Raw genomic sequence first — 12,009 nt, forward strand, 5'->3', positions numbered from 1 at the left:
CGCCCCTTCCGAGCGCTGTCCGCGTCCGGTCGGCTCAGGGCTGTAGCTGCTGTTACTCAACACGTCCTCGCATCGTCGTCGTCTAGCACGGCGGGCGCCGTCCTCGTTTCAGGTGGTGCCGACGGTGTCGGGTGGCCCGTTGCCAAGGACATAGGAGACGGTCAGGTGGTTCCAGGAACAACCTTGACAGACCTCGACCACGTAGACCCGGAACTCCTCGTAATCATGGGCCATCTCGAGGATCTCTGACGTGGCCTTTGCACGACCGGCATGTCGCCCCAACGAATCCCCGTAGACATAGGTCACGTTGGTGACGTTCTCTCGCTCGCACACCGGGCAGGGGCGTTCGGTCGGCTCGCCGAAGTGCCGTGCCGCGCGAAGGAGATACGGCTGTGCGTCACAGACATCACGGGTGGAGGCACGCCCGGAACGAAGCGAGCGCACCGCCGCCCGCTTCGCAAGTCCGTAGTCCACCACCCCTCGCTGTGACCACATGCGCGCCAGACTACGGCTTTTTACCGATTGCCCCCAACCTCTTGAAGAATCCGTTAATTGCAGCGATATAGCGATACGACGTATCCTCGGGATGTATCGAGTCGATACATCGACGCGAGAGGAGGCGGTTCCCGTGGCCAGCGGACAGGGCAGAGTCCTGGAACTCGCCGTGCTCGGGTCGCTGCACGAGACCCCGCTCCACGGCTACGAGCTGCGCAAACGGCTCAACGCGCTGCTGGGAATGTTCAGGGCCTTCTCCTACGGCTCGCTGTACCCGTGCCTGAAGTCACTGCTGGAGCAGGGGCTCATCGCGGAGGAACACCCGACGGAAGCGGTGGGCGGACGATCGAAGATCGTCTACAAACTCACAGCAGACGGCAAGGAGCGGCTGCAGGATCTGCTCACCCAGGCCGGCCCGTCGGCGTGGGAGGACGAGAGCTTCGGCGTCCACTTCGCCTTCTTCAGGCACACCGAGGCCGAGGTACGGCTGCGCATCCTCGAAGGGCGCCGCAGCCGCCTGGAAGAACGTCTCGACAGCGTCCGCACCGCGCTGGCCCGCACGAGGGAGCGCTTGGACAGCTACACGCTGGAGCTTCAGCGTCACGGCCTCGAAGGGGTCGAACGCGAGGTGCGCTGGCTCAATGAGCTGATCGCAACAGAACGCAGGGCCTCGCAAGAGCCCTCGAAAGATACGTCATCAGATGAGTAAGGGAGCGAGTGCGATGGGTTCGGTACGCGTAGCCGTTGTCGGTGTCGGCAACTGCGCGACGTCGCTGATTCAGGGCGTTCACTACTACAAGGACGCCGACCCGGACACACGAGTGCCGGGTCTGATGCACGTCACGTTCGGTGACTACCACGTGGGCGACATCGAGTTCGTCGCCGCTTTCGACGTGGACGCCAAGAAGGTCGGCCGCGACCTGTCCGAGGCGATCGTCGCCAGCGAGAACAACACCATCAAGATCACCGATGTGCCGCCGACGGGAGTCATCGTCCAGCGCGGCCACACCTTCGACGGTCTCGGCGAGTTCTACCGTGAGATCATCGAGGAGTCCGACGAGAAGCCCGTCGACGTCGTGCAGGTGCTGAAGGACGCCCAGGTCGACGTCCTGGTGTCCTACCTGCCGGTGGGCTCGGAGGAGGCCGACCGCTTCTACGCCCAGTGCGCGATCGACGCCAAGGTGGGCTTCGTGAACGCGCTGCCGGTCTTCATCGCCTCCGACCCCGAGTGGGCGGAGAAGTTCACCGAGGCGGGCGTGCCGATCGTCGGCGACGACATCAAGTCGCAGGTCGGCGCCACTATCACGCACCGCGTGATGGCCAAGCTGTTCGAGGACCGCGGGGTCGAGCTGCTGCGCACGTACCAGCTCAACTTCGGCGGCAACATGGACTTCATGAACATGCTGGAGCGCAAGCGACTCCAGTCGAAGAAGATCTCCAAGACGCAGTCCGTCACCTCGCAGATCCCGCACGAGATGGCCAAGGCCGACGTGCACATCGGCCCGTCCGACCACGTGCCGTGGCTCGACGACCGCAAGTGGGCCTACGTCCGCCTGGAGGGCCGCTCGTTCGGCGACACCCCGCTGAACCTGGAGTACAAGCTCGAGGTGTGGGACTCGCCCAACTCGGCCGGCATCATCATCGACGCGGTCCGCGCGGCGAAGATCGCCCTCGACCGGGGGATCGCGGGGCCGATCCTGTCGGCGAGCTCCTACTTCATGAAGTCGCCGCCGGAGCAGTACTCCGACGACGAGGCGCGCGACTACGTCGAGAAGTTCATCCGCGGCGAAGTCGACCGCTAGTCATCCGGTACGGCAAGCCGACGTAAGCGCCGACGTCTCGTCGTGGCTGAGGTCTGTCTCCGTGCGCTACTCCAGCGGCACGGGGTCCCCTCTCCAACGGCGAGACGTCGGCGTTCTTCCGTGGTTTCACGTGAATCACTCCGACGCCGCGCCGTAACGGCGCCCGGCCATGCGCGCTCGGTGAGCGTTTCCCTGGAGGGAGGCCCACCACGCGCCTCGGGTGGTGCTTACGTTGGCTTGCCGTACAGGATGATTGACGCGCGCCCACATAAGCCTCACCAAAGATCTGGCGGGTCCTGGAAGGGCCCGCGCGCGGCGGGAGGCAGGTCGGCGACGCTGGCCGGGGTCCACGACAACGGGTCGGCGCCGAGGTCGTCGAGCTGGGGCACCTGGTCGCGGCACCACGGTGAGATCGCCAGCAGCCCCGACATGACGCCCGCCGTGAACTCCTTCCACGGCATCCACAGCACCTCCCCCACCTCGTCGGGGTTCGGGCGGACGGGAGCCGTGACCAGCACCCGGTAGACCGGGCACAGCTCGTGCTCCACGATGCCGTTGCCCATGACCGCCCGGTAGGAGAAGTGGGGCAGCATCAGGTCGACGCGGTCGACTGTCAGACCGAGCTCGTAGGAGAGCCTGCGCACCACCGCGTCGCCGAGCGGCTCGCCCGGCAGCGGGTGGCCGCAGCAGCTGTTGGTCCACACGTCAGGCCAGGTGACCTTGTGCGAGGCACGCCTGGACAGCAGCACCCTGCCGGCCTCGTCGAAGACGTAGCTGGAGAAGGCCAGGTGAAGTGGCGTGTCGGGGCCGTGCACCGACGTCTTGGGCGCGGCGCCGATCGCGTTGCCGTCGCCGTCGACCAACACCACGAGTTCGTCAGGAGTCACAGACTGTAGCGTACGTGATCATGACGGTCCCCTGGAACACTTTTGCGCATGTCATCGCACCCATCTCAGGCACGTGGGGTGACGGCTAGGCTGGCGTCGTGTCTTATGCCGCCGATCTCCGTACGGTCCTGAAGGGTCGCGACTTCAGACGGTTGTTCTGCACCCGGCTGGTCTCGCAGTTCTCCGACGGGATCTTCCAGTTCGGCGTCGCGGGTTTCGCGTTCTTCAGCCCGGAGAAGCAGACCACCGCCTTCCAGGTGGCCGTCGGCCTGGCGGTGCTGCTGCTGCCGTACAGCGTGCTCGGCCCGTTCGTGGGCGTCTTCATCGACCGCTGGTCGCGACGGCAGATCCTGGTCGTCGCGCCGATCGTGCGCGCCGGGCTGCTGCTGGTCGCGGCGGGGTTCGTCGCGGCCGGCCTGCCCGACGAGTACTTCTACGCGGCGGCGCTCGGCGTGCTCGGCGTCAACAGGTTCTTCCTGGCCGCACTGGGCGCCTCGCTGCCGCACGTGGTGCCGAGGGACCAGCTGATGATGGCCAACGCGGTCACGCCGACCTCCGGCACGGTGGTCACCTTCATCGGCGCGGGCTTCGGCATCGTGCTGCGCTGGGGGTTCGGCGCGGGCCCCGGCGGCACCGCGCTGCTGCTCGTCACCTCGGGCGTGGTGTTCGGGCTGAGCGCGCTGATCGCCCGCACCATGTACCGCGACCTGCTCGGCCCCTCCTACGACCCCGACCGCCCGCAGGCCCGCGAGGCCCTGCGCAACGTGGTCAGCGGTCTGGTCGACGGCGCCAGGCACCTGATCCACCACCGCGCCGCCGCCGCCGCGATGGGCGCGATGGCCACCCACCGCTTCATGTACGGCATGGCGACGGCGATGGGCATCATCCTCTACCGCTACTACTTCACCGACGGCGACGCCGACGCCGCGCTGAAGGGCATCAGCATCGTGCTGGTGACCTCGGGCTTCGGCTACTTCCTCGCGGTGATCATCACCCCGTGGGCGACCGAGCGCTTCCCCATCGAGCGCTGGGTGCCGATCATGCTGGTCACCGCGGGCGTGCTGAGCGCGATCCTGATCATCCCGTTCCAGCCGTGGGGGCTGTGGATCGGCGGCTTCGTGCTGGGCGTGACCGGCCAGAGCGTCAAGATCTGCGCCGACACCAGCGTCCAGCGCGACGTCGAGGACGCCTACCTCGGCCGGGCCTTCTCGATCTACGACATGCTGTTCAACGGCATGTACGTGCTGGCGGCGGCGCTGTCGGCGGCGATCCTGCCGGCGAACGGCAAGTCGTTCGTCGCCGTCGCGATCATCGCGATCGGCTACGTGCTCGGCGCGGTGGTCTACCGGGCCGTCACGCCGACGCGCGCCCCCTCCTCCCTCTAGGCTCCGCTCTCGCCGACCCACTCCAGCAGCGCCTCGGTGGCGGCCTCCTTGCCGATGACGCCCTTGTCGAGGCGCAGCTCCAGCAGGAACTTGTAGGCCTTGCCGACCATCGGGCCAGGGCCGACGCCGAGGATGCGCTGGATCTCGTTGCCGTCGAGCTCGGGCCTGATCTTGGCCAGCTCCTCTTCCTCGGCGAGCCGCTCGATGCGCTCCTCGAGCTGGTCGTAGGTGCGCGAGAGGATCTGCGCCTTGCGCCTGTTGCGCGTGGTGCAGTCGGCCCTGGTCAGCTTGTGGAGGCGGTCGAGCAGGGGGCCGGCGTCGCGCACGTAGCGGCGCACCGCGCTGTCGGTCCACTCGCCGGTGCCGTACCCGTGGAAGCGCAGGTGCAGCTCGACCAGGCGGGAGACGTCGGAGACGACGTCCTTGGGGAACTTCAGCTCCGCCATCCGCTTCTTGGTCAGCTGGGCGCCGACCACCTCGTGGTGGTGGAAGGAGACCCTGCCGCCAGGCTCGTGGCGGCGCGTCTTGGGCTTGCCGATGTCGTGCATGAGCGCCGACCAGCGCAGGATGCGGTCGGCCTTGCCGTCCTCCTCCTGGGCGATGGCTTGCTCCAGCACGATCAGCGAGTGCTCGTAGACGTCCTTGTGGCGGTGGTGCTCGTCGATCTCCAGGCGGAGCTTGGGCAACTCGGGCAGCACGTGGGCGGCCAGGCCCGTCTCGACGAGCAGGCGCAGGCCCTCGCGCGGGTAGGTGCCGCAGACCAGCTTGTCGAGCTCGTCGCGGATGCGCTCGGCCGAGACGATCTCGATGCGCTCGCTCATCGCGGTCATCGCCGCCACGGCCTCGGGCGCCACAGCGAAGCCGAGCTGGGCGGCGAAGCGGGCGGCGCGCAGCATGCGCAGCGGGTCGTCGTCGAAGGACTGCTCGGGCGTGCCGGGCGTGCGCAGTGTCCTGGCCGCCAGGTCGCGCCTGCCGCCGTAGGGGTCGACGAACTCGTGGCCGGGCAGCCGTACCGCCATCGCGTTGATGGCGAAGTCGCGGCGCTCCAAGTCGGCCTCGAGCGTGTCGCCGTACATGACCTCGGGCTTGCGCGACTTCGGGTCGTAGGACTCGCTGCGGTAGGTGGTGATCTCCAGCAGCCAGCCGCCCTTGCGCACGCCGACGGTGCCGAAGTCGATGCCGATCGTCCAGACCGAGTCGGCCCAGTCTCTGACGATCTCCAGCACCCGTTCGGGGCGAGCGTCGGTCGTCAGGTCGAGGTCGTTGCCGTTACGGCCCAGCAGGATGTCGCGGACCGACCCGCCCACCAGGGCGAGCTCGTGCCCGCGAGCGGCGAAGAGTTCGCCGAGTTCGTTGGCGACCGGAGCGATTTTGCGGGAGATCTCTATTGAGTCGGACAAGCTGGGTAGGTCCTTCTATTGCGGAACATATCCCCCGAGCCACACCGGGTCCGGGTTACCGTCGGTCAGAGACCGTCGGGGGCCCATGGAACGAGGCAAGGAGCGTATATATGAAGGACGCCCTCGCGATCCACCGCTGGCTCCTCGCACACCAGGTCCATCATGAGATCGTACGCCTTCCGCGCCCCATGACGTGCGCGGAGGAACTGCCTGCGACGATCTCGGCCGCCCCCGAGCGGTGCGTGGCCGTGACGGTGTTCGAGCGCCAGGCCAGGCGGGACCGCGAGGCGGTCGCCGTGGTCTCCACGGTCGCCGACCTTCCCACCGCGCATGCGGTCAGCCTGCTCCTCGGGTCGGGGACCGTCGTTCCCGCCCCCGCCTTCGCGGTCAACGCGGCCACCGACTACGCGGCCGGGTTGGTCTGTCCGCTTCTGCTCCCTCTCGAATTGTTTGTCCTTGTCGACAGGCGAATGCCCACCGATGGCGGCCTCGTCTTCACACCGACGGGCGAGCGGCATACGGCCCTCCGGCTGCACGCCCTCGACCTGCTACGACTCGTCCGCGGGAAGACCGTGGACCTTGGCCTGATCCGGCGCAGGGGAACTCGTGAGGCGGTCGCGCTCGGGCACTGAGCCCGTACCATGGCGGCGTGCGTCGAACTCCTCCACGGGCAGACGCGTGATCCGTAAGGCCACGCTGCTCTCCGTCCTCATCGCCGCGTTGCTCACCGCCATGGTCGTGACACCGGCGAGCACGGCTGCCGTCACCGTCACGGCGCAGCAGGTCAGGCTGACGATCGAGTCGATCACGCCGGATGTGCCGCGCAAGCCCACCGACCAGATCAAGGTCACCGGCAAGCTGACCAACGCCGGCGCGACGCCCCTCGGCAACGTGCTCATGCGGCTGCGCCCGTCCAGGCAGCAGCTGACCAGCAGGGCGGCCATGGAGGAGTACGTGGCGGGCGGCTTCGTCTCCGACTACGCCGCCAACCACTCCCAGAGACCCCTGCCCCCGGTGGCCGCCGGCGCCTCCGCCACCTTCGAGCTGACCACCACGCCCATGGCGCTGAACCTGTCCAGGTTCGGCGTCTACCCGCTGGGCGTCGAGGTGCTGAACCTCGGCGTGCCCGTCGCCAACGTCCGCACCTTCCTGACCTACGCGCCGCCCGACGCCAAGCTGACCAAGAACAAGATCGCGTTCGCGCTGCCCATCATCGACCAGCCGCGCCGCGGCGACGACGGCACCTTCGTCGACGACAACCTGCGCACCTCCCTGCTGGGCAACGGCCGCCTCGCCGACCTGCTGCGCATCGCCAGGTCCCAGCCGAAGAACGTCACGTGGTTCGTCGACCCGGCGCTGCTCGACGACGTCCGGGCGATGAGCAGGGCCGAGTACTGGGTCGACCCCAAGTCCGGCGGCAAGATCAAGCGTCCCGCCGACGTCAGCGCGGGCCAGTGGCTCGACCTCCTCCGTACGGCCCTGGCCAATCAGCAGGTGGTGGCCACGCCGTACGCGGACCCCGACGTCACCGCGCTGGCCCACCAGGGGCTCGACGAGGCAACCGCCAAGGCGATCTCGATCGGCGCCGCCAAGGCCAAGGAACTGCTCAAGCGCGACCTGCCGATCACGATGGCCTGGCCCGCCGAAGGCAAGATCGACGACGACGCGCTCGACCTGCTGACGGTCGGCAAGGTCACCACCGTCCTGCTCGACGCCGGCAGCCTGTCCCCCGGCGCGACCTCGACCACGAACCCGGCCGGCGCCACGTTCATGACCGCCACGCCCGACGCCGCCACGACGATCGACAGCGTCTCCGGCCCGGTCAAGGCGCTCGTCGCCGAACCGGTGCTGAGCCGTACGCTGGAGCTCGAGAAGGGTGTGCCGGGCTCGTCCACCCTGCAGAAGCAGCGGTTCGTGGCCGAGACGGCGATGATCGCCGGTGAGCCGGGGGTCACCGTACCCAAGTCGCTCGTCGTCGCGCCCGCCCGCCGCTGGAACCCCAACCCGACGCACGTCACCAACCTGCTGAAGACGGCCGCGGGCCTGCCGTGGCTCACCAGCGTGCCGCTCGACTCGATCAAGCCGAGCAAGGCGTCGGTGCCGCACGCGGGGCTCGTCTACACCGACGACGACCGCAAGGCCGAGCTGAGCAAGAAGTACCTCGGGTCGGTGAAGCGGGTCGCCGCCAAGGCTGAGCTCACCTCGGCCGTCACCGCCGAGCACCTGCGCTCCGTCTTCGACACGGCGGTGCTGCGGCTGACCTCGTCGGCCTGGCGAAAGAAGACGGGCACCGGCGCCAGGGCGGTCAAGCAGGTCGACGCCAAGGTCGGCGAGAGCCTGGCCGACGTCTACATCACCGGTTCGGCGTCGCGGCCGCGCCCGCTGGCCGGTGAGGAGGGCCAGATCCCGGTCAGCGTGAAGAACGAGCGCGACGAGGCCGTCTCGCTGACCGTGCAGGTCACCTCCGACTCCCGCGACAAGCTGGAGATCGTCGGCGACGGCAAGCCCCAGCGGCTCGACATCGGGCCGCTGCAGAGCGGCACGATCCCGGTGCAGATGCGGGTCAAGGCCAGCGGCGACTCGCTGGTGACCATCCAGCTGCGCACCCTGGACGGCAGGAAGTACCAGAAGCCCACCAAGCTGACGATCCAGGCCACCGGCTACACGGGCATCGCGCTGGTGATCGTCGGGGCGGCGCTGTCGGTGATGCTGGCGGCCGTGGTGATGCGCCTGCTGCGGCGCAGGTCGCAGCGGCGGATGGCGAAGACGGCCAAGCCTAGGGAGAACGAGCACGTATGAGCCGCATTCTGCGAGCCAGCGCGATCATGGCCGCGGGCACGATGGTGTCCAGGGTCACGGGCTTCGTCCGTACGATCATCCTGGCCGCCGCGATCGGCCTCGGCCTGATGGGCGACGCCTACCAGGCCGCCTACACCATCCCCTACAGCATCCTCGACCTGCTCATCCTCGGCGTGCTGAGCAGCGTGGTCGTGCCGATGATCGTGCGAGCCCAGCAGCAGGACCCCGACGGCGGCCGGGCCTACGAGCAGCGGCTGCTCACGCTGTCGACGGTCGCGCTCGTGGTCGTGGCGGTGATCGCCGTGCTGATCGCCCCGCAGCTCATCGACCTCTACACCGACTGGCGGCCGGGCTCCCAGGAGTTCGCGGTCGCGGTCTCGCTGGCCAGGTTCATCCTGCCGCAGCTCGCCTTCTTCGGCGTCGGCGCCATCGCGGGCGCCATCCTCAACACCAGGGACAGGTTCGCCGCCCCGATGTGGGCGCCCGTCCTGAACAACGTGGTCGTCATCGGCGTCCTGCTGGCCTACATCGGGGTCAGCACCGGCAAGGGCGACATCTCGAAGGTCACCGAAACCGACCTGGCGCTGCTCGGCCTCGGCACCACGGCGGGCATCGTGGCCCAGGCCGTCGTGCTGATCGTCGCGCTCAGGCGGGCCGGGTTCACCTTCCGCCCGCGCTTCGACCTGCGCAACGCCAGGCTCGGCGAGATGGGCAGAGCCGGCATCTGGACGATCGGCTACGTCGTGGTCACCCAGCTCGGCCTCGTCCTCACCACGAACCTGGCCACCGCGGCGGGGGCGGCGGTCAGGGACCACGGGCTCGCGCCGTACAACTTCGCCTTCCAGCTCTTCCAGCTGCCCTACGGCATCATCGGCGTCTCGGTCATCACCGCCATGCTGCCGAGGATGAGCAGGTCGGCGGGCGAAGGCAGGCTCGACGAGGTGCGCGCCGAGTTCGGCTCGGGGGTACGGCTGGTCGCCTCCGTCATGGTGCCGATCTCGCTCCTGCTCATGGTGCTCGGCCCCGCGATCACCGTGCTGATCTTCGGCCACGGCGCCTCCTCACCGGAGAACGCCATCTACATCGGCAACGTGCTGCAGGTCTTCGGCCTGGCGCTGGTGCCGTTCGCGGTCTTCCAACTGCTGCTGCGGGTGTTCTACAGCTTCGGCGACACCCGCACGCCGGTGTTCGTGGGTGCGGGCACCACGGCGGTCAACGCGGTGCTCATGCTCGTGGCCGCCTTCGTGCTCCCCCCGGCGTACGTCGTCATGGGGCTGGCCTTCGCCTACGCTGTGGCGTACACGGTCGGCGCGACGGCGGCCTGGATGATGGCCAGCCGGCGCGTGCAGGGGCTGGGCGGCTGGGCCGTCGGTTCGGCGCTGACCAGGATGTACGTCGCCGCGCTGCCGACGGCGGTGCTCGCGCTCGCAGCCGTCTGGGGGGTCCAGCAGGCCTTCGGCGCCCTCGGGGTGATCACTTCGCTGATCATTCTGGCCGTCGGCGGCGGTCTTGGCGGCGCCCTGTATCTGGTGGTCGCGCACAAGATGCGTATCCCCGAGGTCAACTCGATCGTTGGAATGGTGGCGGGGCGGGTAGGCCGTTAAGGAGCGCGGGAGGAACGGGCGCGGCACTACCATGGTGCCCCGACACGTGCAACACGTGGCAACAGGCGGCAAAGTGGAAGCAGGAGGGGCGTGGGCGGATCCACCCGGCATTGCGTGCCCGCGTGGTGTGACGCCACGCAGGTGATCGAGTCATGAGCGCCTCAGCGGTAGAGCCAGGCACCCGCCTCGCGGAGCGTTTCCGCCTTGAAGACCGTGTCAGCGAGTCGGAGGGCGCCACTCTCTGGAAGGCCATCGACGAGATCCTCGCTCGCCCTGTCGCGGTGCACACCTTCGACTCCGACTTTCCCCGTGTCACCGAAGTGGTGACGGCCGCGCGCGCCGCGAGCAGGCTCACCGACCCCCGGCTGACCCAGGTCTTCGACGCGGCCGAAGACGACGACCTCGCCTACGTGGTGAGCGAGTGGGTCACCGGCGACTCCCTCGCCGACCTGCTGGCCGGCGGCCCGCTGGAGCCCGAACGCGCCGCGGCGCTGGTCGCCGAGGCGGCCGAGGCGCTGGCCCACGCCCACGAGCACGACCTCCACCACCTGTGCCTGCGCCCCGGCAACCTGATCTGGACCACCGGCAACACGGTCAAGGTCCTCGGTGTCGCCGTCGACGCCGCGCTCGCCGGGCTCACCACCGACGATCCCGCGCTCGACGACGCCGAGGGGCTCGGCCGCCTGCTCTACGCCGGCCTGACCGGACACTGGCCGGGCGACGAGGAGGAGGGCGGCCTGCCCGCCGCTCCCATGGACGACGGCCACTTCTGCACCCCGCGCCAGGTGACCGCGGGCGTGCCCGGCTACCTCGACACCATCACCTGCCGGGCCGTGCTGCCCGAGTCGCGCAGGGGCCAGAGCGCGCTGGCCACCCCCGCCGAGGTGGCCGAGGCGCTCGGCGACGTCGCCAGGCCGCTGCCCATCCCCTACACCCCGGCTCCCCCGCCCCCGCCCGCCCCCGCCGTGGCCTCCCGCTCCGAGGGGCTCGACACCCGGCAGCACCTCTACATCCCGCCGCAGCCGAAGCCGCCGAGCACCCTCAACAGGGCGCTGATGACGTTCGTGGTGCTCCTGGTGATCGCGGCGGTCGGCGTCGGCGCGTGGACGCTCGGCCGCAAGCTCGGCAACCCCGGCCAGCAGCCGGTCGCGGAGAGCTCGGCGCCGCCGTCGGCGACCGCGGAGCCGCAGATCGTCAAGCCGTCGGCGGCCACGGGCTTCGACCCGCTCGGCGACGACCGCGCCGAGCACCCCGAACTGGCCAAGGACGCCATCGACGGCAAGCCCGACACCTTCTGGAAGACCACCAACTACGTCAGCGCGACGCTGGGCAACCTCAAGCCGGGCGTGGGGCTGCTGCTCGACATGGGCAAGCCGACGAAGATCGCCGACGTGATCGCGACGCTTCCCGACACCCCTGGAGCCGACATCGAGCTGAAGGTCGGCGACTCCGCCGACCTGAGCGCGCTCAAGACAGTCGGCAAGCAGAAGGACGCCTCCGGCAAGGTGACGCTGACGCCGGACAAACCCGCAACCGGTCAGTACGTTTTGATCTGGTTTACGAGACTTCCCGCGGACGGCGGGAAGTTTCATGGCACCATCTATGACGTAGTGGTGTATTCCCCCGGAACGGCATAA

Annotated in this window: 10 protein-coding genes; 7 read left to right on the top strand and 3 right to left on the bottom strand. The window is 68.9% G+C overall.

What is annotated here, in order from left to right:
• Nucleotides 1-108: 108 nt before the first annotated feature.
• Complete coding sequence (locus ACFXJ8_RS29005) at nucleotides 109-495, bottom strand: DUF5318 family protein (protein WP_379647139.1); 387 nt, start codon at nucleotides 493-495, stop codon at nucleotides 109-111.
• Between the two features lie 133 nt (nucleotides 496-628).
• On the opposite strand from ACFXJ8_RS29005, the gene ACFXJ8_RS29010 reads away from it, so the two are divergent.
• Nucleotides 629-1,204, top strand: coding sequence for a helix-turn-helix transcriptional regulator (locus tag ACFXJ8_RS29010; protein ID WP_379647140.1), 576 nt, complete (start codon nucleotides 629-631; stop codon nucleotides 1,202-1,204).
• A gap of 13 nt (nucleotides 1,205-1,217) precedes the next feature.
• The gene (locus ACFXJ8_RS29015) at nucleotides 1,218-2,297 is read left to right on the top strand and encodes an inositol-3-phosphate synthase (protein WP_379647141.1); all 1,080 of its coding nucleotides are present in this window, start codon (nucleotides 1,218-1,220) and stop codon (nucleotides 2,295-2,297) included.
• Between the two features lie 275 nt (nucleotides 2,298-2,572).
• Here the strand turns inward: ACFXJ8_RS29015 and idi are convergent, their stop codons facing one another.
• Nucleotides 2,573-3,184 carry an isopentenyl-diphosphate Delta-isomerase gene (gene idi / locus ACFXJ8_RS29020; RefSeq protein WP_379647142.1) on the bottom strand — a complete coding sequence of 204 codons (612 nt, stop codon included), beginning with the start codon at nucleotides 3,182-3,184 and terminating at the stop codon, nucleotides 2,573-2,575.
• A 98-nt stretch (nucleotides 3,185-3,282) separates the two neighbouring features.
• On the opposite strand from idi, the gene ACFXJ8_RS29025 reads away from it, so the two are divergent.
• The gene (locus ACFXJ8_RS29025) at nucleotides 3,283-4,569 is read left to right on the top strand and encodes an MFS transporter (RefSeq protein WP_379647143.1); all 1,287 of its coding nucleotides are present in this window, start codon (nucleotides 3,283-3,285) and stop codon (nucleotides 4,567-4,569) included.
• On the opposite strand, the gene ACFXJ8_RS29030 is transcribed toward ACFXJ8_RS29025, so the two are convergent.
• The gene (locus ACFXJ8_RS29030; RefSeq protein ID WP_379647144.1) at nucleotides 4,566-5,969 is read right to left on the bottom strand and encodes a CCA tRNA nucleotidyltransferase; all 1,404 of its coding nucleotides are present in this window, start codon (nucleotides 5,967-5,969) and stop codon (nucleotides 4,566-4,568) included. The two genes, ACFXJ8_RS29025 and ACFXJ8_RS29030, sit on opposite strands and share 4 nt — an antisense overlap.
• A 110-nt stretch (nucleotides 5,970-6,079) precedes the next feature.
• Between ACFXJ8_RS29030 and ACFXJ8_RS29035 the strand changes: the two genes are divergently transcribed.
• The 4 genes from ACFXJ8_RS29035 to ACFXJ8_RS29050 all read left to right on the top strand — a co-directional run bounded on the left by ACFXJ8_RS29035 (nucleotide 6,080) and on the right by ACFXJ8_RS29050 (nucleotide 12,009).
• On the top strand, nucleotides 6,080-6,601 hold the full coding sequence (locus ACFXJ8_RS29035) for a YbaK/EbsC family protein (RefSeq protein WP_379647145.1): 522 nt from the start codon (nucleotides 6,080-6,082) through the stop codon (nucleotides 6,599-6,601).
• Nucleotides 6,602-6,647: 46 nt separating this feature from the next.
• Nucleotides 6,648-8,768 carry a DUF6049 family protein gene (locus ACFXJ8_RS29040; protein WP_379647146.1) on the top strand — a complete coding sequence of 707 codons (2,121 nt, stop codon included), beginning with the start codon at nucleotides 6,648-6,650 and terminating at the stop codon, nucleotides 8,766-8,768.
• Entirely contained in the window at nucleotides 8,765-10,372 is a 1,608-nt protein-coding gene (gene murJ / locus ACFXJ8_RS29045) for a murein biosynthesis integral membrane protein MurJ (protein WP_379647147.1), read from the top strand. Before ACFXJ8_RS29040 ends, murJ begins: the two co-directional genes overlap by 4 nt.
• A gap of 152 nt (nucleotides 10,373-10,524) precedes the next feature.
• Nucleotides 10,525-12,009, top strand: coding sequence for a protein kinase family protein (locus ACFXJ8_RS29050; RefSeq protein WP_379647148.1), 1,485 nt, complete (start codon nucleotides 10,525-10,527; stop codon nucleotides 12,007-12,009).

Origin of the sequence: Nonomuraea sp. NPDC059194 (genome assembly GCF_042754765.1) — a bacterium.
Lineage (GTDB): Bacteria > Actinomycetota > Actinomycetes > Streptosporangiales > Streptosporangiaceae > Nonomuraea.

Coding starts and splice junctions, on each gene's coding strand:
- ACFXJ8_RS29005 (WP_379647139.1), bottom strand. CDS start 495: ATGTGGTCACAGCGAGGGGTGGTGGACTACGGACTTGCGAAGCGGGCG.
- ACFXJ8_RS29050 (WP_379647148.1), top strand. CDS start 10,525: ATGAGCGCCTCAGCGGTAGAGCCAGGCACCCGCCTCGCGGAGCGTTTC.
- ACFXJ8_RS29035 (WP_379647145.1), top strand. CDS start 6,080: ATGAAGGACGCCCTCGCGATCCACCGCTGGCTCCTCGCACACCAGGTC.
- ACFXJ8_RS29015 (WP_379647141.1), top strand. CDS start 1,218: ATGGGTTCGGTACGCGTAGCCGTTGTCGGTGTCGGCAACTGCGCGACG.
- murJ (WP_379647147.1), top strand. CDS start 8,765: ATGAGCCGCATTCTGCGAGCCAGCGCGATCATGGCCGCGGGCACGATG.